This window comes from Bdellovibrio sp. HCB209, from assembly GCF_047306065.1.
GTDB lineage: Bacteria > Bdellovibrionota > Bdellovibrionia > Bdellovibrionales > Bdellovibrionaceae > Bdellovibrio.
The window spans coordinates 395,205-417,548 of the sequence record NZ_CP178618.1 but is presented as its reverse complement, the minus strand read 5'-3'; the positions used below and the strand labels follow the sequence as shown (position 1 = coordinate 417,548).

Annotated in this window: 22 protein-coding genes; 2 read left to right on the top strand and 20 right to left on the bottom strand. The window is 45.8% G+C overall.

Annotated elements, in window-relative coordinates:
* Positions 1–14 precede the first annotated feature (14 nt).
* The 12 genes from rplM to ACLVWP_RS02035 form a co-directional block, all read right to left on the bottom strand.
* On the bottom strand, positions 15–455 hold the full coding sequence (rplM, locus tag ACLVWP_RS02090) for a 50S ribosomal protein L13 (RefSeq protein WP_413291701.1): 441 nt from the start codon (positions 453–455) through the stop codon (positions 15–17).
* Positions 456–570: 115 nt separating this feature from the next.
* Positions 571–1,365: a tRNA pseudouridine(38-40) synthase TruA gene (truA, locus tag ACLVWP_RS02085; protein WP_413559758.1), complete on the bottom strand. Its 795-nt coding sequence runs from the start codon at positions 1,363–1,365 to the stop codon at positions 571–573.
* Between the two features lie 98 nt (positions 1,366–1,463).
* Complete coding sequence (locus tag ACLVWP_RS02080) at positions 1,464–2,603, bottom strand: hypothetical protein (RefSeq protein ID WP_413559756.1); 1,140 nt, start codon at positions 2,601–2,603, stop codon at positions 1,464–1,466.
* Positions 2,600–3,934: a CFI-box-CTERM domain-containing protein gene (locus tag ACLVWP_RS02075; protein WP_413559754.1), complete on the bottom strand. Its 1,335-nt coding sequence runs from the start codon at positions 3,932–3,934 to the stop codon at positions 2,600–2,602. Before ACLVWP_RS02075 ends, ACLVWP_RS02080 begins: the two co-directional genes overlap by 4 nt.
* Positions 3,935–4,028: 94 nt before the next feature.
* On the bottom strand, positions 4,029–5,036 hold the full coding sequence (locus ACLVWP_RS02070) for an aspartate-semialdehyde dehydrogenase (RefSeq protein ID WP_413559752.1): 1,008 nt from the start codon (positions 5,034–5,036) through the stop codon (positions 4,029–4,031).
* Entirely contained in the window at positions 5,020–5,883 is an 864-nt protein-coding gene (pssA, locus tag ACLVWP_RS02065) for a CDP-diacylglycerol--serine O-phosphatidyltransferase (protein WP_413559750.1), read from the bottom strand. Before pssA ends, ACLVWP_RS02070 begins: the two co-directional genes overlap by 17 nt.
* A gap of 9 nt (positions 5,884–5,892) precedes the next feature.
* The gene (locus tag ACLVWP_RS02060; RefSeq protein WP_413559748.1) at positions 5,893–6,558 is read right to left on the bottom strand and encodes a diacylglycerol/polyprenol kinase family protein; all 666 of its coding nucleotides are present in this window, start codon (positions 6,556–6,558) and stop codon (positions 5,893–5,895) included.
* A 133-nt stretch (positions 6,559–6,691) separates the two neighbouring features.
* Positions 6,692–7,906: an MFS transporter gene (locus tag ACLVWP_RS02055; RefSeq protein WP_413559746.1), complete on the bottom strand. Its 1,215-nt coding sequence runs from the start codon at positions 7,904–7,906 to the stop codon at positions 6,692–6,694.
* A 12-nt stretch (positions 7,907–7,918) separates the two neighbouring features.
* Positions 7,919–10,036 carry a PQQ-dependent sugar dehydrogenase gene (locus ACLVWP_RS02050; protein ID WP_413559744.1) on the bottom strand — a complete coding sequence of 706 codons (2,118 nt, stop codon included), beginning with the start codon at positions 10,034–10,036 and terminating at the stop codon, positions 7,919–7,921.
* Between the two features lie 85 nt (positions 10,037–10,121).
* The gene (locus ACLVWP_RS02045) at positions 10,122–10,631 is read right to left on the bottom strand and encodes a hypothetical protein (protein WP_413559742.1); all 510 of its coding nucleotides are present in this window, start codon (positions 10,629–10,631) and stop codon (positions 10,122–10,124) included.
* 167 nt (positions 10,632–10,798) lie between these two features.
* Positions 10,799–11,203, bottom strand: a complete 405-nt coding sequence (locus ACLVWP_RS02040; RefSeq protein ID WP_413559740.1) for an ExbD/TolR family protein — start codon at positions 11,201–11,203, stop codon at positions 10,799–10,801.
* A 3-nt stretch (positions 11,204–11,206) separates the two neighbouring features.
* Positions 11,207–11,836 (bottom strand): MotA/TolQ/ExbB proton channel family protein, encoded by a 630-nt coding sequence (locus tag ACLVWP_RS02035; protein WP_413559738.1) that lies wholly within the window; start codon positions 11,834–11,836, stop codon positions 11,207–11,209.
* A 59-nt stretch (positions 11,837–11,895) separates the two neighbouring features.
* Here ACLVWP_RS02035 and ACLVWP_RS02030 point away from each other — a divergent pair, with 59 nt between their 5' ends.
* A complete protein-coding gene (locus ACLVWP_RS02030) occupies positions 11,896–13,734 on the top strand; it encodes a sulfatase-like hydrolase/transferase (protein ID WP_413559736.1) in 1,839 nt (612 codons plus the stop codon).
* A 9-nt stretch (positions 13,735–13,743) separates the two neighbouring features.
* Here the strand turns inward: ACLVWP_RS02030 and ACLVWP_RS02025 are convergent, their stop codons facing one another.
* From ACLVWP_RS02025 to ACLVWP_RS02000, 6 genes are read right to left on the bottom strand one after another with little or no spacing between them, the layout of a single operon-like run.
* The gene (locus tag ACLVWP_RS02025; RefSeq protein ID WP_413559734.1) at positions 13,744–14,421 is read right to left on the bottom strand and encodes a hypothetical protein; all 678 of its coding nucleotides are present in this window, start codon (positions 14,419–14,421) and stop codon (positions 13,744–13,746) included.
* On the bottom strand, positions 14,421–16,445 hold the full coding sequence (locus tag ACLVWP_RS02020; protein WP_413559732.1) for an FHA domain-containing protein: 2,025 nt from the start codon (positions 16,443–16,445) through the stop codon (positions 14,421–14,423). Before ACLVWP_RS02020 ends, ACLVWP_RS02025 begins: the two co-directional genes overlap by 1 nt.
* Position 16,446: 1 nt before the next feature.
* Positions 16,447–17,562, bottom strand: coding sequence for an FHA domain-containing protein (locus tag ACLVWP_RS02015; RefSeq protein ID WP_413559730.1), 1,116 nt, complete (start codon positions 17,560–17,562; stop codon positions 16,447–16,449).
* Entirely contained in the window at positions 17,562–19,190 is a 1,629-nt protein-coding gene (locus tag ACLVWP_RS02010) for an FHA domain-containing protein (RefSeq protein ID WP_413559728.1), read from the bottom strand. Before ACLVWP_RS02010 ends, ACLVWP_RS02015 begins: the two co-directional genes overlap by 1 nt.
* Complete coding sequence (locus ACLVWP_RS02005; protein WP_413559727.1) at positions 19,177–19,527, bottom strand: DUF192 domain-containing protein; 351 nt, start codon at positions 19,525–19,527, stop codon at positions 19,177–19,179. The genes ACLVWP_RS02010 and ACLVWP_RS02005 overlap by 14 nt, the downstream gene beginning before the upstream one ends.
* Positions 19,527–20,435, bottom strand: coding sequence for a type II secretion system F family protein (locus ACLVWP_RS02000; RefSeq protein ID WP_413559726.1), 909 nt, complete (start codon positions 20,433–20,435; stop codon positions 19,527–19,529). The genes ACLVWP_RS02005 and ACLVWP_RS02000 overlap by 1 nt, the downstream gene beginning before the upstream one ends.
* 29 nt (positions 20,436–20,464) lie before the next feature.
* Here ACLVWP_RS02000 and ACLVWP_RS01995 point away from each other — a divergent pair, with 29 nt between their 5' ends.
* On the top strand, positions 20,465–21,040 hold the full coding sequence (locus tag ACLVWP_RS01995) for a Maf family protein (protein ID WP_413559724.1): 576 nt from the start codon (positions 20,465–20,467) through the stop codon (positions 21,038–21,040).
* Here ACLVWP_RS01995 and ACLVWP_RS01990 read toward each other — a convergent pair.
* Both ACLVWP_RS01990 and ACLVWP_RS01985 read right to left on the bottom strand, forming a co-directional pair.
* A complete protein-coding gene (locus tag ACLVWP_RS01990; protein WP_413559723.1) occupies positions 21,037–21,714 on the bottom strand; it encodes a hypothetical protein in 678 nt (225 codons plus the stop codon). The genes ACLVWP_RS01995 and ACLVWP_RS01990 overlap by 4 nt on opposite strands.
* 95 nt (positions 21,715–21,809) lie before the next feature.
* Positions 21,810–22,334 carry a hypothetical protein gene (locus tag ACLVWP_RS01985; protein WP_413559721.1) on the bottom strand — a complete coding sequence of 175 codons (525 nt, stop codon included), beginning with the start codon at positions 22,332–22,334 and terminating at the stop codon, positions 21,810–21,812.
* Between the last annotated feature and the right edge of the window lie 10 nt (positions 22,335–22,344).

Here is a 22,344-nt window from a genome sequence, read left to right as displayed (position 1 = left end):
TCTATCCTCTCCAATTACTTCTTAGTTGGAAGTGTTAGAAGTTCTGGTTTTTGAGCAGCGTGTGGGTGCTCAGCGCCAGTGTAAGTTTTCATCTTCATGATGATGTGACGAGATAGCTTGTTTGTTGGAAGCATACCGCGAACAGCTTCGTGAATGATGAAAGTTGAATCTTTCTCTTTCGCTTGAGCTGCAGTCATCTCTTTCATAGAACCGAAGAAACGAGAGTGACGGTAGTATGTTTTGTCATCCCATTTAGTTCCAGAAAGCTCCATCTTGTCCGTGTTGATCACGATAACGAAGTCACCAGTGTCTACGTTCGGAGTGTAGATAGCTTTGTTTTTACCACGAAGAATAGTAGCGATACGAGTTGCAACACGACCAACTTTTTGGTCAGCGGCATCAACGATCCACCATTTTCTTTCAACTTCTTCTGCTTTTGCATTGAAAGTTTTCATTTGAGAGTCTCCAGTTTTCTTTTTGAACGACCGGGTTTACCGTCCGGGCATTCGGCAAATATGATGTTTGAGTTTAACAACGGGCTCTTACACTATGTTTGCGGGAAGGGATGTTTTAAAGTTCTAGGCACCCATTGTCAAGATCTCTAGGATAATAAACCTTCATAAGGTACAGGCCAGCCGCGGGTGCTGGTGGACCGGCCTTTTTACGATCTTGGGCTTCGATAATTTCCTTCATATATCCAGGACTTATCTTCTTTTTCTCGAGCATCAGGGATGTGCCCACGATGTTGCGAACCATCTGCTTAAGAAAGCCGCTCCCAGTTACAGTAAACTGCAGAACCCCGGGACGACGAAGCTCCCAATCGGCCTTATAGATCTCACGGATCGTGTCTTTAACTGGCGTTCCGACCGATTGAAAACTCTTAAAGTCTTGATTTCCCAAGAGAAATTTAGAACTTTCCTTTAGGTGCTCGATATCTATCGGCAGTCTTTCCCAAGCCGCATAGCGGGACAAATGGGCACTTGCACGGGGTTTATTCAATAATAGATAGCGGTAGGTTTTATGGGTCGCAGACAGGGTGGAGTGGAACTCTTGCGGAGCCAACCAGGCCTTTTTCACGACTATCCCCGGGGGCAACTGGGAGTTTAAAGCCCAGCAGAAGTCCCATTTTTTAGCCGGATCAATTTTGCGGCTGGTGGAAAAATGGCAAACCTGATTTAGGGCATGCACGCCCGCATCGGTCCGACCTGAAGCAAACAGAACGATCTTTTCGTTGAAGATCTTGCACAGAGCTTCCTCAATTACCTGAGCCACAGAAACCTGATCCTCAGGCTTCTGTTTTTGCCAGCCACAGTAACCTGTGCCGTCGTATGCAACTGTGAATTTAACTTTGGTCGTTTGCTCCATGGCGATCGATGTAACACACAAAAAGGTGCCAGGCACCTTTTCCTTCACTCACCGCCACAGGCGAGGCAGATTTTTCAGGAGGTTAGATTCAATAACGACTAGTAGTCCATTGAAATACCAGCGGAGATCACGTTGGAGGAAAAATCCACGTCTTCGCTGAAGGATTTTAGGTAACGGTACTCTAGAGTCGCCCACAGATTTTGGACGCCGTATTCGGAGCGCAATGTGAAGGATGTTTCTTTATCCAAGGCGCTGATATTGAAGAGTAAGCCGCCACCGCCGTAAGCCGCAGGGGTTCCGACAGCATTCGTAGATTTACCATCGTCACGATACTCGATCACGGGGATATAAGAACCGCCGCCCAAGATGTAAGGTGCTAGGATTTGCCTGTCCATATATTGAAAGCGATAGGTTGCTCCAAAGTTCAGTGGAAATGCCGCAAAAGTATATTCCTCACGAGCTTCATCCCCTGCTGTTGGCTTACCGGATGGAGCCGTTTCAGTGAAACGTCCCTTACCGTTCGCTAGCATCAAGTTAAAACCGCCGTTGAGCTTGAAATTGATAGCACTTTTGAATGGAACCCATTCGTATTCGAACATCAAAACGGGAACTTGGGGACCCGTGTACATCATCTCAAAGTTAGTCACACCGTCGGCAGACAAGATCTTTGGCGCATCCATCATCCCGAAGCGGAAAGCTCCGGTCGTTTCGTATTTGCCTTTGTCTTTCGTGCGGTAAACATAGGTGCCGTCTTTTTCGATTCTCATCAAACCGACTGCAGCTTGAGGATGACGAATGTACTCTACTCCGCCAGAGGCAGATTTACGAACAACATCATCACTGTATACTGGCGCTGCGGCTTTAACAGGAACCGGTGGTTCATCAATCAAGATATCACCGGTTGGAATTTCACTGGATGGTTCCGCGATAATTGGAGCTTCGTCTTCCAAGAGAAGATCTTCTTGGCTGCCAGCCTCAGGAACACCTTGATTTAAATCAACTGTGCTTTTTGGTTCAGTCGGAGGCGGAGCCAATGGCTGCCCACCACTTTGCAGAATTTCATTTTCAATACTTGCTGCATCGTCGGCTTCTGATTGCAAAGGATCACGAGGAGCATCGAATTCGCTCTCCTCAACAAAGGGAGGTTCTTGCGGAGCGGATTCACGGGTTTGCGCATTCGCTGTGTGAAACATCGTCACGGCAAGCAAAGCGACTAATACCAACCACAATGATCTCACAGTTCACCTCGAACGTTCACGCCGATGATCAATCTTCTGTACAAACCCCAAAGAGTTAATGAAGCAAAAATCACAATCGCCAATGAAGCCCAGAAACCGATCGCGACACTCATACGTGCGAAGAACAAAAGAGGCCACAAGCCTGCACGAACTACAGTTTTAGCTGTGTCACTTTGAGCAATCAGGTTCGCGTATTTTGGACTGTACTTATAATAAGTCTTAACGAAGTCGCGTCCCAAAGAATACGGAATCAAATATTTGTTACGGAAATCACGGAAGCTTTGAACTTCAGGAGCCATGTCGCTGCCGAAAGCGGCTGTTGCGATGAAGCAGTGTTTGTCATCCAAAAGACCGGCTACTGGTTCTGGAGTTGCGCACAAAGAATCAACATTTACTGCAGTTCCACCAGTAGTAGGTGTGAAGTAATAAATATTTCCGACAAGATCACGGTTCGCCATGACCATACAATAAGTCTCACCATTATTGAGGCCTGTAATACGCTCGTCGACCAGCGGAGGAGAAACTGTATTGTTCACGGATACTTCAAAGACTGGAGACTTCGTAGAGATTCTTCCGACTGTAGTAGTATTGGATTCACCAGACGGCTGAACTTCGTAGAAGAATACTAAACTTTTAAAATCTATCGAAGAAGTGCTGCCTGGATAACCATCAGACGTCCCAAGATTATCTGCATAAACTTTTGAATCACCCGGAAACGCCGTGAAATGGCAAAATCCAGAATTAGCTAGTGGCGCTGAATTGTCATCTGGGCAATCTATGTATGTACTTGCCGTCGATGCATCAGCGTATGCCGTTGAAATATGAAATGTGAAAGTGCCGCCAGTAGACCCACCGGAACTTGTCCCAGCAGTGATGACCATATCTTTATTCACTCTAGAGTTACACGTCGTATCTCCAGAGTTGGCAGCAGAACAGATATCACTCCATGGAATAGTAAGCATTAAAGAACCAGAACCAATCGAAATATTTCGAGGATTTATGGTCGTGGTATCCATCTTCACAGAGACGTCAGCAGATGAACCGATTGCAGTCGATGAGTTCAGCGTAATAACAAGATTTAAAGATGGATAAATGGACTGAGTATTACACGGAAACAAACCCGTACCATTAGCACAACTATCACACGGAGTTGAGTTGTCCATTGTTGCACAAGTCCCCGCGTAGCCACCATAGATCACAGGCTTTGTCGGAGTCGTCGTTGTATCGATAGAAGTCATGCCCGTGACATTATTATAAGTCAGCGCGGCCATCGCAATTGACGATGACAGAAGAGATGCTGAAAACAATGTGGAAAGCTTCAACAGACGCATATCTCTATCGAACCACTGGACGAGCCGTTAGTCAAAACAACCAGACCGCGGAAGGCCCATCCAGACCTTCGTCGGTTCATTCTTGGACAGAGACTTAGAAGAAGATTTGTTCGGCTATCTGAATACCGTTTAGGGCTGCGCCTTTTCTGATGTTGTCAGACACAACCCACATCATCCATAGCTTGGAATCTTCTGGATCGCGGTGGATACGGCCTACATAAACGGGATCTTTGCCAGAAACGTCACGCGCTAGTGGGTAAACGCTGTGTTTAGGATCATCCTGAACCACGATACCTTTAAGGGAAGCCAAGGCTTCGGTAACTGCTTCGCGAGTCGTGTCTTTTTTCAAAGTCATCCACACAGATTCACTGTGCGCATTCAATGCTGGAATACGAACTGTGAACGCAGAAACTTTCAATTGTGGCAGTTCCAAAATCTTACGTGTCTCTTTCATGATTTTGACTTCTTCACTGCAGAAGCCTTGATCATTGAAAGAACCGATTTGTGGAATGCAATTGAACAAAATCGTGTGCGGGAATGTTTTAGGTTCGTGCTTATCGTGAGTCGCTTTGGAAGTTTGCTCCATCAACTCGTCATAACCACCTTGTCCGGCACCACTCACAGCTTGGTATGTGCTGACGCGAACTTCTTCCAAACCGAATTTTTCCGCGAGTGGTTTTAAAGCGACCACCAATTGAATTGTTGAGCAGTTTGGATTTGCGATAATTTGTGGTTTGGAATCTTTGTTCACCAAGTGACCGTTCACTTCAGGCACGATCAATACAGTGTTTGGATCCATACGGAATGCGGCAGAGTTATCGACGGCGAAGGCACCAGCTTTAACAGCTTTCGGAGCCCACTCTGCAGAGATGTCATCACCAGAAGAAAAGAAAACAAGATCGAGACCGTCAAAGCAGCCTTCCTTTAGGACTTGAACGGGCCACTGCTGACCTTGCAATTCAATTTTTTTACCCAGGGAATTTTCGGAGGCGAAAGGGCGGAGTTCCGCAATGGGGAACTCGCGCTCTGCAAGGAGGGTCATGAAGGTTTGGCCGACCATTCCGGTCGCGCCGACAACACCGACTTTAAGTTTTCTTTTCATCTTTCTTGGTCTCTTCCTCTTCTTCAAGCTCTTCTACTAGGTCACTTTCGTGAACAGATGCGGGAGCGTAAACTGACGGCTTAATCTTACGAATATTTTTACCCAGTTTGAAGACACCGAAGACTGCACCAAGAGCCGCGTAGCCCATGAACAGAACAAACAGCATCACTTCAGGACGAAGAGCTACGACAACCAAAACGCCGACACCCAAGATCAGGTAACGGAATGGCAGACGCTCTTTCAAATCCAAATCTTTGAAGCTGCGGAAACGGAAATTAGAAACCATCACTAGCGCCAACAAGATTGTCATCACTAGCAAACCGTAGTTACCCATCGGTTCCAATTCCAAATCTTGGAATGCCAGAACTGAGGAAGCCACGATACCTGCCGCCATTGGAATTGGCAGACCTTGGAAATAGTTTTTCTCAACCACGTTCGCTTGAACGTTGAAACGTGCCAAACGAAGTGCTCCGCAGGCTACGAATAGGAAGCATGCAACCCAGCCCAAACGACCGAATGGTTGAAGCGCCCACAAGAACAACAAAACACCTGGAGCCATACCGAAGCTGACAAGGTCACAAAGTGAATCGTATTCCGCACCGAACTTACTTGTTGAGCGAGTCAAACGCGCCAAACGACCGTCAAGTTGGTCAAACACAGCTGCGACAACAATCGCATAAGCCGCCCAAAGATAGTTACCTTTGATGGATTGAATAACAGCGAAGAAACCAGAGAATAGGTTTCCTGTCGTCATCAAGTTTGGAAGGATATAAATGTACATGTGCATGCGTTGAGCGCGCACTTCTTCAGTATCTAAATGGGAATGTGCTGTATGTTCGTTTGCCATGTATCGGTTTTATCCGACATTGGCGAAAAATCCAAAGAAATAAAAGAGGATAGACAATCCCGTCGCACTCATCAAAGGCAACGTCAGGTTATCATCTAGCTTACCGATCGGGATCAACTCAGCGAACGCGCCCACCAAACCAGCAAGCAAGCTCACCACAACCACGCGATCCGTAAGAATGTTGTGATACAACAAGAAAGCCATCGTCAAAGCCATGCAGACAAAGAATGCCGCCATAAAGCCCTGAATGGATTTGTGACCGAAAATCTTGTCCTTACCGTACAAAATACCGAAGTAACTTGCGATAGGATCGGCGAAAGCCAAGAACAACAAAGTCAAAGCCACAACTGGGCGAGGGAACAGCACGTAAACAATCAAAACGCCCGTTAGTAGGAACGTTGTTCCCGCTAGTTTTTTTACTTCACTTTGACGCATGATTGGCTTGAAAGCGTGAACTGCAATATCGTTAAGCGCTGGATAACGATGACGGAAGAAATCGAAAGGCACGAACATAAGCCATGCAACAACCAGAGTTACAAAAGAAACTGTTGGGGGCATATAAACATACGCCAAGAACATGGCAAAGACAGACGTCATATGCCAAATTTTTCGAGCATAGTGAATGTCCGAGCGCTTCTTAAGATCTACCAATTGAAAGAATCCTTCTGTAATCATTCGTGCTCAACTTAAAGGCTCGCAGCAGCAAGATCAATTTAAATGATACTACTCTAGCCGCATGCATCAACTAGATGAATTATCTCAAGTAATGAAAATCAACCAGCAAAATTTGTGTGTAAAATTTCAGGATTTATACACTTTGCGACGAGGAATTCGCAGGTGTTTTGAGCATCAAACCAATGACTCCACAAACAATCCACACCACGCCACAGGCAACCATCACGGTGCGAATCGAAGTCATTTGGATGAGCCATGGGGACGCCAAAGTACAAATCAAAGTTCCTAAAGACTCCACTGCCATCCTAAGACGAAATACTTTTGTTAGATCTGAAACCTTGAATTTGATCTGCATCATATCGATAAACGCCAGATCATTCAGAGGCCCCGTGAAACCTGTATATATAGAAGCCACTGCAATCCAAAACACCGTGGGAGCAAGGCCGACAGCGACCACACCGATTCCCCACACCACATAGCCGAAATACATTGTGAATAACAAGCGACGACGAGGACGATTTCCGAAAAACAAAGCTCCCGCTAAATTTCCCACGCCGTAAGATGCCATCACTAAACCAAACATACGTGCATCACCGTTAGTGACTTGATGGACCAGCAAAGCAAAGCCGACAATTAAAGCTAAATTCCAAGCTCCCGAAGTGAGTGCTCGAGAAAAGAAAATGTAACTCATCCCCGCGTGACCACGAATCAAATGAAAACCACTCATCAAGGCTTGCCAAACTCCAATACGCGCTTTGGGAGGCGGCACATGTTCAGGTAAGTATTTTTTGAGGGATTTCACAGAGAGAGCAGAGATAAAAAATGTCAGAGCATCAATCGTAAAGAAATGAATCATCGGCACAATGGCCGCAAGCAAACCGACAACCGCAGGCCCCACCATGCGAGCGCCACGAATCGTGGTTCCCATCAACCCATTCGTCGACTGCAAAGTTTCGATATCTTTCGCGAGCATCGGAATCGTCGCTTGAATAGCTGGATCAAAGAAAGCGCTGAGAGCGGATAAAATAAGAGCCATCACGATGAGCAAACTTAACGGCACCGGCATAAAAAAGGAAACTGCAACCGGAATCAAAACAATGAACATGCGAATAAAATCCACACGAATCATCGTTTGATGAGGATTCCAGTTATCCGCCCACTTGCCACCAATAAAACTAAGCAGCATCAACGATGCCGTTTGTCCCGCAGCAAGATATCCCGTGTTGGAACCCATAAGGCCGACTGCGAACCAAGTCAGACCCACTCTGTAGATCTCATCCCCCACCGAAGAAAACACCTGACCGACCCAAAGGCGTTGTAACTGTGGTTGCTTAAGGGCTTTGATCATCGCTGACTTTCTTTACTGAGCTAAATAGTAAACGCCATCTTCTGGTGTAGGACATGCGCCTTTGAACAGACGACTGTGAGCAGGCACCAGATAAACACGGCTCCACTTGTAGCCATCTTGAGTTACAACTTTAGATGGCCGTGGATCGATGAACACTGTATCCCCAGGATTCAACTGACCGCAAGCTTTCGCTGCAGTCGATGGCTGAAGACGAATATTCCGCTTATCTTTTGCTACAAACTTTGCGTAAGAGGAATCAACATCTTTTGGTAAAGCACCGATCCACTGTGAAACCAAGCTGTTTAACTTCTCGCCCTCAGAAGTACCAAAGAACTGAGGCTTATCTAGTGGCGGCATCGGAGTATAACCCTCCAAACGCGCAATAGATCCAAACAATTTACTGCGTTCCAAATTCTGAGGCACAATCCAGCCATTCTTGACTAAGAAATCCAGGTTGCTGAAACGATCCTTGGCGATGTCATCCGCCTGCAAGTTACCATGACAACCCAAGCAGTAGTTTTGAACCAATTGCTTTTGAACGCTTTGATAAGCTTGATCCAATTTCGGATCGTTCTTGATCGCCGATCTCCATGCGAGCATTTGCACCTGTGGATCGAATGTTCCCGCAGAGCGATCACATGGTTCTCTGAAGTTTGCTGATTGAGTTCTGGCAAGTCTTACGATTGTTCTGTTCTCGCGATCTTCGACAATCCACAATGAACCATCGGCAGCTTCTGTGAATGCGACCGGAGCTCCCTTTGCACGCACACCTTTCACTTCATTCCATTTCGAAATCACTTCCGTATAAGAAGCGTGACGAGCCAATCCGCCTCGAGGTTGAAATGGCTTTGGAATTGGACAACCTACCGGCTGGTTGAAGTTATAGGCACTGTTTTTACTTTCTAAAACTGGCAGACCTTTTTCATCCACAGTGTAAGCAACCAAACGTTGACCACTCGGCTGATATCCATGCCATGTCACCAAAAGCTTTCCACCAAAAAGATCACTGAACATACTGCCACGATAATAATCCATATGCAGAGGAGCTACGTGAGGTGGCATCAAGATATAAGGAGCTTGATACTCCCCCGGGCCTTGGGGATTTGTCTGTGTACAATCCAGTGGCTTACGGAACTGTTTATGAATCGGCAGGTTTTTATTTTCTGGAAATTCCCACTCAGGAGAGGTTGCATGAAAATTGTAACAGTACGGCCATCCATAGTGTCGTGACGTACCTCTTTCAAGATCAATCACGTTAAGCTCCTCGTAAGGCTCTTCCAGTTCCGGAAAATCTCGACTGTTTTCGCCTTGAACCAAATAACCCGCATTTGAAACAACCATGGCCATTGAATTTCGCAGTCCCACGGCCGTCACTTCGTAAACTTCGATACCTTCTGGTGGAAGTTTTTGTAGCTTCTGTGCAGGAATACGATAGATGGCACCGTTTCCTTCGGACTGAACTTCTGAGCAGTATTTATACTCCCCCGAACCTTCGACGAAACAATGATCACTTGGTGAGCCGGAATTGATATAAAGATCTCCGTTACGAGGATCGAAAGTGAACTGCGACAGAGGATGCATGTAACCCTCTTTGCGAGGCAAGTTGCTGAAAACTTTCTTCCAATCAACAATCTGCCCATTCACGAAACGGAATTTTGAAATCAGGTTTTTCTCCCCGATATAAATATAGTTATCAGGGCCTAAACGCAGCCCATGAGGATTTTCTAGGCCCGCTTTGATCAGTTTGATTTCGTAGTTGCCGGAAACACCGGGCTTCAGCAAAAACAGACGACCATTTTTAGGTGCCCAACCGCCCATGTCTACAACTAGGAATTGATTTGAATTTCCCAAAGGTAGGATCGTGCGTGGTTTGATGAAACCTTTATTGGTCGCAGGATCAAGAGCGCGATCGCGAGGCAACACCAATCCCAAGCAAGTGCCCGGCATCGTTTCCACCATCAGACGAGGAAAACCATCACACGAACGATCTGTCGGATCATACAAGTAACCGCTTTTATCTAAAACCATTTTTGCGGAAGCAGCTGAGCGCTGGGCAGAATCTGCGTCTCTGTTCTTAACCGATGTACATTGAATTAAGCAGAAGACAGCAGCCAACAACAAAACGCGCATAATAAGAACCTCGCATAAATGCTCGATCAGAATTTCAAGGTGGTTCTTTTATTGTGCGAAAGAAAATTCAAAAAGGAAATGAGTTTTAAATTTTGGTAGAGCTTACACGAATGATTTCTTCAACCTGACGACCCGAGTTTTCATAACGGATGGAGATTTCATTTTCCCCTGGTTGAAGCTGGATCAAATCGGTTTGATATTTATCAGAACCGCGGTCAAACACGGAAGCCGTGTAACCATTGCTTTTATTGACGATTTGAATGCTGCCCACTGTGCCGCCGCGTACGCAGCTCTTGCCTTTGAACTGAATATAACCAGCATGGATCGCCAATGCGCTGTCTTTTTTCTTGTTACAGTTCAAATCTAAATCTGCAGATTGGTGCAACGAAGATTCGATTTTTTGTGGAGCGACTGTCGTTTTCGGAACAGAGGCAGGAACACGTTCAGCTATTTTTGCAACCGCAACGTTTCTAGATTCTTCAGACGTAGCAAAATCCGATTCCGTCAAACTTGCAAACGTGCGTGCGCCCAAAAGCACCACAAGGATGAAAGTAATTGCGATAAATTGGAATTCGGAAGCCGCTCTTTTAAACATACTCCTTGATCGGAGTTCCCGAGCCAGACTTTAGCCGTATCAAAGTGAGATTCTCCCTCTGGGATACCCTCGAAAGTCTTGCTGGGCGCGGTAATAAACACTTCAGTGGATTTGAGTGTGCCAAGAAAGAAAAAGGCCCTCTTCGTCGAGGGCCTTTTCTTAAAAAATTATTTTTTATCGATGCTGATCGCGAATTTCTTGACCCCTGCGGCCTTCACGATGTCGAGCAAGCCAACCACTTTGCCATGCGGAACGTCTTTATCCGCTGAAATGATCGCCTGGACCTCTGTGTTTTTTGTCACTTCCTCGGTCGCCTTAGCTCTGACTGCGTTTTCGTCTACAAACGTGCCATTCAGATTGATACGACCGTCAGCAGTTAACGAAATATTGAGCTTACTTGGCGCCGTTTGATCTCCGCTAGCTGCTTTCGGCAGATTCACGTTGATCGAAGGCTTGATAAACATCGGGGCTGTCACCATGAAGATGATCAAAACCACCAGGATGATATCAACCAAAGGGACAACGTTAATGTCCGCTATGGCTTCGTTGTTTTCCCCATTCTTCATTGCCATGGCTTAAACACCTTTTTTCTTAGCGTAAGCAAGGCATAGCTCTTTCACACTCTCCAAAGAGTTGAAAATGCCACGCACTTGTTTGCTGTAATAGTTGTAAGCAATAACCGCTGGAATCGCGACGAAAAGACCTGCTGCCGTTGCCACAAGGGCCATCGAGATCCCGGCCATAACTGTTTGCTGACCTGCCTCTGGAGTAGTAGCTAAGTCATTGAAGGCCTTCATGATACCCAAAACTGTACCGAACAATCCGATGTATGGAGCATTCGATCCAAGAGTTGCCAAGAAATTCAAATATCTTTCAAGTTCTGGGCGCTCAGTCAGAGCAAACGTGTTGAAAATTTCTTCCAGACCTTTGCTGCCATTTGCTTTCATATGCTTCATTGCGTGACCAGCTGCGCGGCCTTCCAAAGAATCTGGATCTTTCGCAAGATCTTCAACGTCTTCAACGCTATTGCTTTGCAACGCCATTTTGATTTTAGTGCGAACACGTTGTGACTCAGCGTTCACTTTTCTTAGAGCAAAAAATCTCTCAAGGATCATGCCGATGCTCAATACGCTGAGAATAAGCAATAACCACAACACAACTTGATCGGCCAAATGAGCAACACCAAAAATTTTCTCTGCAAGCATCGAGCTGTCCTTTCAAAACTTTGACTAGCTAAAATTATTGATCCATTATCGCTAGATCCATGAGATATGGTCAAGATATGCAGAGAATCATTTTATCCTTCGCACTATGTGTATTGAGCTTGGTCCAGATTGGTTGCCAATCAAGTGACAAGAGTTCAATTCTTATTATTGCGGCAGACAACTTAGCCGTCTCTGACGTCAGCTGTAGCCACGACGATGCCACGGGGTCTAGGTCAGGTTTTCAGTTGCTTTGCAATGAGTCAGTTCGTTTCACACATGCATTCACAACTTCTACATTGAGCGCACCCGCGTTGAGTTCAGTCCTGACAGGACTTTATCCTTACGAACACAATGTGCGACACAACGGCGCACCTGGTTTGGCCCGCGAATTTGAATTGGCCTCCGAGGTCGCTCTTCAGCAAGGCTACCGAACTAGTTTCTTCACAGGTGGTCCTCCCATTTTTCGTCGCTCTGGTTTAAACCAAGGCTTCGAGCTCTTTGACGATAGTTTGATTCCCGGATTTTCAAATTTGTTCCGTCCCTTTAAAAAGAACGCCAACAGTTTCATGCAATGGGTTCGACACGATGTCGGTAGCGGTCCATTTTTTAGCGTCCTTTATGCTCCTGACTTGCAGTTTACCAATACGGTAACCACGACAGATTTGGGTGAGACTAGAAATCTGAGCTTTGAATCTCAAGTGGATGAGTTCGATGAAAGTCTTTTTGAACTTATCGGACAAATGAAAAGTGATCGTCGCTGGGATAAAACAACAGTGATTTTGGTCGGCCTCAGTGGTCATGACAATGGTGATCACCGCGATCAGACAAACGTAAATTTACATTCGGAAAACACTCAGGTCGCTCTGTTCATCAAACCCGCGCAAAAGAAAAAAGGCGATGAACCAATTTTCTGGAAAATCGATCAAAACGTAAACCTTGCTGACCTTGGTAAAACACTGTTTGAACTTCTGGGTGAAAGCGTTGTTGAACCTGATAACACGGACTTCCCATCTCACTCTCTTGTAAGTGTCCTAAAAACACCTGCATCCGAGCGACAAGAAGACCGCCCCCTGATGATTGAATCTGGTTGGTCTTTATGGAGAAACGCCGGCCCACTTAGAACCGCATTTATTTCCAGCCACGTTTTATTCATCAACGATGAACGTCCGAAGTTATTCAACACCCTCGTAGATCGCATGGAACTAAATCCACTGCCTTTGTTACAACAAAGTTTGCTGGGAACTACCAACCACCTACAAAGCTTGATCAGAAAGCATCAATTTCCATCTTTCACTCCTTTAAACGATGAGTGGAAAGCGAAGTTGAGTATTTCCTATGACCGCTGGACTCGCCTCGATCAGGAACCTTTGCTTTTGCGCGATCTTAAACGTTTAAGCAGTGCTACGAATCCTAGTTTGAATGTTTTGAATTGGACAGCCCAAGTCGCCTTAAATCAGAAAGACTGGGAAGCCTTACGCACTCTCGGCACAAAGAACAATGTCAGTGTTTGGCAATACGTTGCGGAAAGAAATTTAAACGCCAAAAATCCAAAAACTGCGGATTCGTGCATTGCTCTTTTAACCTCGAAAGAATTAGATTCAGCACGCTTGAAAGAGTGTAACGAGACTTTGTTTTTGGAGTTGATCGATTGGCTTCGCGCTGATGAACGCGGTCTTTCCAAAGAAACCCAACGTAAAAAGTTTGAACGCTCATTTAAGAACTACATGCTCGATCAAGAGATCCAAAGATCCAACATTGCACTCGGTATGATCTGGGATACTTCTCGTGAGAATATCTATGCGCCGTCGCGTGCAGAGTTGGCATTGCACCTACCTGAATATACAAAAATCCGCACACAGGTTTACAAATCCCTAGCGACAATCGATCAAGAAGAATAGTTTTCAATATTAGATAGCGATCAGACCTAGCCAGAAAGGAAGCTCTGGCTCCTGCTGAACCATCGCATTGGTGATCATATTCAAGTCTATTTCGTAAGACTGAAGCCCCCACACAGAAGGCGCTACTGCAGTTCCTGCAAATAGCATCAGCTTATCGCCTTCATTAACATGAGTATGACCTGTTTGAATATTGCAGGTCGGATCAAGCCCCAGAAGCTGTGCCGGAAGTGGTGGCAGGTTCATACTGTCACGCATTTCTGATGCCAGATCACTGGCGACACTCAATGGCTGCAGACTTTGATTTTGTCTTTGCATGAAAATACTAGGAGCACCCACTTGCGCCCAGGCTACTTGTGATCCGCGCTTAAACAACGCCAGAATCTCAACACCGGAAGCGTACTCCTTGCGGTTTTCACCTCTATAAAGAGCATCATTCGCAATCATTAAGGCTGTGCGAACGTAATTCGCTTCATCTGAAATACACGTCAAAAACTCAAATGGAGAAGTCACTTCGACATCGGCTTTTGCAGCACTGACGTATTTAACAACTTCATTCAAAGCTCGTTCACCATGCTCGGGCTGGCCCCAAGAGGTCACGATAACAATAAGCGAGCCGTCCTCTTCCACATGAATCATCGGCTTAGGGCGGACCATCTTACTGCTATACGAGCGTTCTTGAAGCTTCATTACATAGCCCCGTACTTTTTCAATTTGATAAAGGCTTTTTTATAGTACTCACCATCTGGAATATCCTGCTCAAGGATTTTCTTCCATTTGTCTTTTGCACCGGCTTTGGATTCGCCACCTTCGACGTTACCAAAGCTTTCTTCCAAGATACCCTCTTGATACAAAGCCATCATTTGCTTACGCAACTCTGATGTCATTTTTTCGATCTTAGCTGGGATCTCAGGGTTCTGCGGATCAACGACTTTGGCTTTACGCAAAGTCAAAATCGCAGATTTCAGATTTCCTGACTGATACTGCTTTTCTGCTTCTGCAGAGTAGCTCGCTGTTTTTTGCCCCATCATCTGACGAACAGATGCAATCGTGCGACCCGCTTGACCTTTAAGTCCGTTTGGATCTGGCAGTCGGGAGTTCACAACTTTTTCGTAAGCATCGATGATATCAAGCGGGTTCGTTCCCTTTTTATGCACGGACTGAGCTTTGTCGTACATCCCTTTAAGTCTTGCAACTTGAGATTGGTACTCGGCTCTTTGCGCGGCTTTCGCCTCGCGAGTCGCAGTCAAAGCATCCACTTGAGTTTTTAGATCAATGATTTTTGGATGATCCGGATTGAACTGCAATACCGATGTTAAGCAGTTTTCTAGCTCATCCATTGTAGTATTTGGATTTAACTTCTTCTGACAAACAACCACTTGATCCTGAATTTTTTGTTCAGCTTCAGCTTTGGCTTTTTCTTGCTGTTCAGTACGGATACGAAGTTGTTCCAAATAAATCGCTTCTTTCGCAAGACGAGCGATATCTTTGGTATCCTCATACCCTGGAACCAGCTCTTCGATCTTCACGATTTCATCCTGCGCCAACTGATACTTACCTTGCATATACAAGTTCTTAGCATCTTTATAACGCTGACGAATCAAGGACTGCTGTTCTGGTTTCAGCTTACTGAAAACTTCCTGTGGAGATCCCGGAGCCATCACCACACCTGGTGTTGCCGCTGGGCCATCTGGTTTTTTCTCTCCGCCACTGAATAAATAAGCAATCAACACGACAGCAACAGCACCGCCAATAAGTTTTGGACGGTGTTTTTGGAAGTCAAACTTAGGCTTGCCTTCCGGTGCCGGAGCCACAGGACCTGGTACTTGACCATACTGTGGTTGATATTGCATCGGAACGCCACCTTGCTGTTGATAAGGTGCAATTCCATAAGCTTGATCATACTCTGAAGGCACAGCTTGGTTTGACATCTGCACCAATGGATTTGGTGGCGCCACCTTAACCATATCCAAACGACTTTGGAAATGGGCATCGTGCAATTCAAAGAACAGGTAATTGTCTAGGACTGTGATCGCATCACCGCTGCGAATATTGGTCATGTCTGTTGAGGAAATCGGGTTTCCGTTCAACAGAGTTCCATTCACGCTGCCCAGATCAATAATTTGATACTGGTTACCATTGCGACGAAGCTCAAACTGTCTGCGGCTGACACGCTGATCGCGGATTTGGATATGACAAGAGGCATCTCTGCCCGCAATCCATGAATCGCCATCATCCAAACGGATGAGTTCCTTTGCATCATTATTTGAATCAACGATCTTAATATACGCAGATGTCGGAGCGGCACCCACGATAGTCTTCTCAACTCCTGCCTCACCTTGAACGGCTGGCAGATAGCTTGCCTCAACACTTTGAGGAGTGCTTTCAATTGCTGCTGACATCGCAGGCTGCGCATTCGCAGAAGACATCAAGAAATCAAATTCATAGGGAGCAATTGTAAATGTGAAGCCATGATCTAGCGTCAACTGCTGTGTTGGCTCACCATTGACCATCACCTCACCATAGCGAGATACGACCTGAAGAGTCCATTGACCACCGTCAGACGAAAGCTTGAAGTGCTCACGGGAAATACCTTTTTCAGGTTGCAGAACGATATCGCAATCTTCCTTGCGACCTGCCACGTAAGTACGGCCTTCTTCTAGAGGCATGTTGTATACTGTCTTTCCGCGAAGACGAACTATTAGATGTGCCATATTAGAATCGTCCTCCTTCCAGATTTAAAGTACATTCCTCATAGAACTGCTTAGCTTCTTTATAACTTGGATCATCTCGACGATTTTGTAGCATTGTGATCACATTTGAGTAGTTAGACTGACACATACGCCAGTTTTTCTTTTCACGATAACGAGCACCTTGAATCAGGTTGAACTTCACCAACTCATCAAACTTAATTTTAGAAAGATGATAGTAACGTTTCGCCAATTCATTTTCTGGATCTAAGTTAAGCACAACTTGGAACGCTTCACGGGCTCTCGCGTACTGTCCTTGTTGGAAATCACGGAAGCCACGGATAAAGTTTTCCTGAGCACGCTTGTATTGAACAGAGTCGTACTTTTCTTTTTTAATAGAAATCAATTCTTGAGTGCGCTTTTCCGCTTCGGCCACGTCTTGCATACTGATTGCAGACGTTCTGAAGGCATTCGGATCTTTCACTGCCTTTTTAGAAGGAGAGAACAACCACCATCCCACAAGACCTAGAATAACAATAATACCGTAAAAGCGCGCCTTAGGATTTGACAACAAACCACCAGAAGACGCTGGGCGAGGTGCCGCAGGTCTTGGCTGCTGATAGTTGCCTTGTGGCTGCTGCGACATTGGCATTTGCGGTCGCACTTGCCCTGAAGGCATGCTTGGCATTCCTGCAGCTGGCATATTTGGAATACCACTTACAGGAGGAGCCATTGGTTTCAATGTTGGAGCTGTTGAAACTGGTGCTCCCATCGGAGGAGCCACTGGCATTTGCGGAATCGCTGGTTCTGATGCAATCGTTTCTGGAACAAAACGAATTTCAGAATCACCAATTTGAATCACCGAGCCTTTATGTAAAACCTCAGACTGAATGCTTTCGCCATTGAGCATGACGAAGTTCTTTTGACTCAAATTGACGATCAGGAATTCATTCCCGCGCTGACGGATCTCCGCATGTTGACGACTGATACGAGGATCATTCGCCAGAACGATATCATTCTCAGGACCACGCCCCATCGTCGCTGTGCCACCATTAAATGACAAGCGCATACCCGTATGCGGCCCCTTCACCACTTCAATATCAAACTTCAATGCGTCTTTCACTTTAGGAGCTGCCCCCATCAAGAGCCTCCCTCTGCCGGAGAGATCGTGATTACAAAGTAATCGACCTCGTTAGGCTGTGAAGACATGGCCTGACAACTCAAGACACATGGATGACCATTGAACTCGAGCTGATCTGTATGAATCACGCGAGCATTTTCACGCGTACGTGCCATCAAATGATCTAAATTCTGCTGTAAAGCTGCATCTGGAATAGCTTGGAATGGCTGACCAATAACTTGTGCCATATCCGTGCGAGCAATCTGTCCAAACGAAGCACTGCTTGCCATGATACGACCATCTTTAGAGATAGCCACCGCTGGAAAGCCGATCAGTTGAACTAGATTTTCTGCTTCACCATCTTTATTGACGAAGCCACCCATACCACCAGCAGAGCCACCGCCCTCGCCATGGATATAGCGAGTCAGTAAGCTATTGATATTTCCAATCAACGCTTGCAATGGAGGGAAGATAAAGTCGACGGAAGTATTGTCGCTCTTCTCTCTCATCGCCGCATCCAATTGCTGATTCAATGTAACCAGCGGATACTCGACAAGTTTATACAGGAAGAAGAAGATGATCAGACCAATAAGGCTCGCGATCACCAACGTTTGCATGAATAAACTGATAGCGCGACCATCATCAAAGGCCATGCTTCCGATATCGTAAAGGACAATCGCATGTGCTTTTACTGACTGCTCACCGGTATTTGGATCGAATAAACCAATCGGGAAGCTTGCACCAATTGTCGTTGAGTCAACTTCGACCGTTTCAGGGCGCATCTCACGACGTGCTTGATGCACGAACGGCAAGTCTGGCGTCGTACCCGCACGAGTCGCCGGAGCCAAAATCATACCATCAGACTGTTGAACGATAAGAACTTGCTTCACGCCGTCTTCGGATTCAGCCTGATTCGTCGTCAATGAAGAATAACTATTTTGTAGCAATGCCGACTGATTGATCGTCGCCAGAGTTCTTGCAATCGAAGCCGCACGACGTTTACTTTCTGTGATGATACTTGCTCTGGTGATTTGCACCATCGGAATCATCGCCAGCAAAGTCGTCACGAAAATAAATAGAACCACAAAGCCCAAAAGGACCATGCGGAATTCAAGGAATGTTGGAAGCTTGTAAACTCCAGGTAAAGCCACTCGATCAAGATACTCTTCGAGTTTAGCCCACAGAGCCTTCACTCCGCCTGGATTATATGCTGGAGCTGCTTCATGCCCAGGGATTGGATCTGCACCCATAGGTTGTGGCATGCCCATTGGCTGCGGCATTCCTTGTTGAGGCATTGGCATACCTGCAGGAATTCCATAACCTTGCTGTTGCGGAACTGCTGGGGCTTGTGCTCTTTTTTCAGGAGCTGGAATAATATCTGCCAAAACATCGTGAATACCAATTTTATCACCGAGTCTCATAAGACCCGTTTGCATGCGTACACCATTGAGGTAAGTACCATTGCTAGATTTCAAGTCGGTGACCACGATCTTATCGCTATAAACGATGATCTCACTGTGTTCTTTAGAAACACCAGGACTCGTAATTTTGATGTCACATTGCGGAGCCCGACCGACCAAATTTCGGCCCATCTTAAGCTCTATAATGCCTCCGGCTTGAGGGCCGGACAAAATTCTAAGCGCCCACATTGAGTTGGTCTCCCACGCTGATATTCAACTTGCTGCTTACACCTGAAGCCATCTCGATCACAGATCTTGCACCCCATACAGGCAGCACCAATCTCCATGGTTTCACATCTTTATAGATGGCTTTCACTTTCAAATTCTTATCTACAAATACACAATCAATTGCGAACTTCATAAAAAACGTATGGATGCTATTGCATCTTAAGATCCAAAGCGCTTGATCTTCTGCCAGTGAACTGCGACCCAATAAACCCACACCCCGAGTTTGCATGGTCTCAGCGACCTCCAAATTCGGGATCAGTGTGGCTTTAGTTGTTAAGTTCTCTAGCTTCTTCATCATTACTTCGGTCCATACATGAATGAAATCGCCACCGGTCCAAAAACCATAATGAACACGGCCGGTAAAATAAATAACATCAAAGGGATCAGAATTGCTTGAGACGCCTTCGCACCGGCTTTTTCAGCACGCACGAAACGCTCCATACGCATTTGTTCTGACTGATCCTTCAGAACTTGCGAAATACTGGCACCTGTTGCCTCAGCATCAATCAACACCGCCACAAAACTTGTGATCTCGTTCATATCCAAGCGCTCGCCCATTTCTTTCAAGGCTTGAGTCTTAGAAGAACCGATCTTGATATCTTTCAAAACAATACTGAACTCATCAGCCAACACACTTTGTGTGCCTTGAGCTTTATCCACGATCTTTTGGATCGCCGAGAAAAAGTCCAGACCAGCTTCTACTGACAACGCTAGCAAATCGATAAAGAACGGAAGATCCGCGCGCACGGAAAGCTCACGCTTTTTCTTTTCACCCTTCGCGTGAATTTGCGGAAGGTAAAAACCAATCAAGCCCACACCAATACACATTGGGTATGGCAAACCTAATTGCAGCGAGAAGTTCATGATCGTTAAGAAGATTGGGAACATCACGCCCCATAACAACTGCAATCCAATGAACTCGTCTTCGTTCAACTCTTGCGACAAACCCGAAGTCAAAATGAACTTACGAACTTTTTTGCGGTACGCCTCACTACGAATTCTTAAAGCGTGTTGCAATGTGAACTGATGCACCAATGGTCGCGAAAAATTAATTACTGGATTCTTAGACTTAACGGGCTCGTCGTTATTCGCCCACGATAACTGCTGCTTGTCGGCGTTACTTGCAAAGATGGAATTTACAAATAGGAAGACCGCTACTCCTGCTAGGAGCAGACCCAAAATCAGCATTAACTCTGCGCTTCCCATTTTGGCCTCTTTGTGTTCTAGTCAGACTCATGAAATCCATCATCTTGGCATCAGAGTCCCCACGCCGAAAACAACTGCTTCAAGAAGCAGGTTTTTCATTCGACGTAGCATCAGTAAAAGTATCGGAAATTCCTGACAAAAACCTGAATGCGGCAGAGCAGATTTTGGACATTGCCAGACGTAAGGCGAGAGCCGCTTTTGCACACCTAAAGTCCAGTAAATCTCACGAGTTTACTCTCATTTCCGCCGACACTGAGGTGATCTTCGAGGGCCAGCTGCAAGGAAAGCCCTCTGATAAGCAAAATGCCTTTGAAATGTTAAGACGTTTGTCCGGAAAGGTGCATGATGTACAGACCGGAGTCTGCATCATCGACTCAGCATCCGGTAAGGAACTGTCTCAAATTGAAACGACAAAAGTTTATTTCAAGAATCTGACGGACCAAGAAATCTGGACCTATATTGAAACCGGAGAGCCGATGGACAAAGCCGGTGCCTATGGAATTCAGGGTCTGGGTGGCAAATTTGTGGAAAAATTTGAAGGGCCTTTTGATAATGTGGTCGGCCTTCCCGTTCAACTCGTCAAAGACATGCTCGCAAAAATTTAAAAGAAATGCTTCCACGCGAGAGCGAAACTGTCGCCCTCGCCACTTTCGGACTTCATCGTCACGTTATTTAGAACCTGCGTGTACTGAAAAATCGATGTGCGATATCTGAACTCAAGCGCATCTGATTTTGATTTTCCAAATAAGTATCCCATGGCAACCTGCCATCCCGTGTGCCCGCCGACATCTTCGATATCGCCATCCTCAATCATCAAGATGGGAAACGTCACATTGATTCCAATCGGAATATAGAATCTTTCCCAACGATAGATCGCTGACAAATCAAAGCCAATCAATCCCAAATAAGCAGTTTTAGTCGTTCCAAAAATATCGAAGCTTTCATCTTTAACTTTATGCCCAATATCCCAAAAGCTTCCAAGAGCAAATCCCCAGGAATGATCCAACCAGTATATAAAATTAATATCTATGCCGATCGAGGGTTCTGTTTTCAAAATATACTCTTGAGGAGCCGTAACTCCCCCAGATGTCACTTCAGCATTCTTGAATTTAATGTCGGAAAAGTTATTAAGATAAAGGCTGGCAGAAATAAATCCAGCCTTCGTATCATCGGCATCTTCAGTCGCGATGGTGTCTTTTTGATTAGGATTCCACGTCTGCGCCATCACGCCTAACTGCAATGAACATAGAACCATTAGCATGACAAAAATTCTGCGCATAGCTCCTCCTCGGCCATCATCTCTTAAAATGATAGATACAGAAAAGCGGAACACACCCAACATTGTTCATCGACAAGAGAATTTTTGACAGAGGTCTAAGACGGCGCCTCACGTAGAATTAGCTTATTTTCGTAAAGATAATTTTGCAGCACTTGATCAGAGCGAACGAGGTATCCCCGAGCCAGCTCCACAACTCGCGTCCAAGGACGGAAGTCCCAGAATTTTATTTTTAGTGAGCGCGTTTTTGCTGCATTCGTAACGATCATAGCAATCATCCCGCTGATAGAACGCATGAATCCATTGAATGCTGTACGATTTTTAATCTTAATTACCAATTGCAGATGATCCCCGCCATTCACCTGCTCCTGCAGCTGAACACCGTACTTTCGCGCCTGCGCCACCAAAATTTCAGAAATCTTTTTCCAATTTCCGGAATTCCGTAACGACCAATTTCCTTTTGCTTGAGATGAACGAAGCACCACATGCATCGCATGCTTGGTGCTGATAGGACGCGCTGTTTTCGCATGACTGCGTTTTAAAAGCGCACCCCCGAACTGCTTATGAATTCGCAGCCGAGGGTCCTGAGATTTGTATATCGCTGTTCGGGAGGAGCGGTACATGAACGATGTT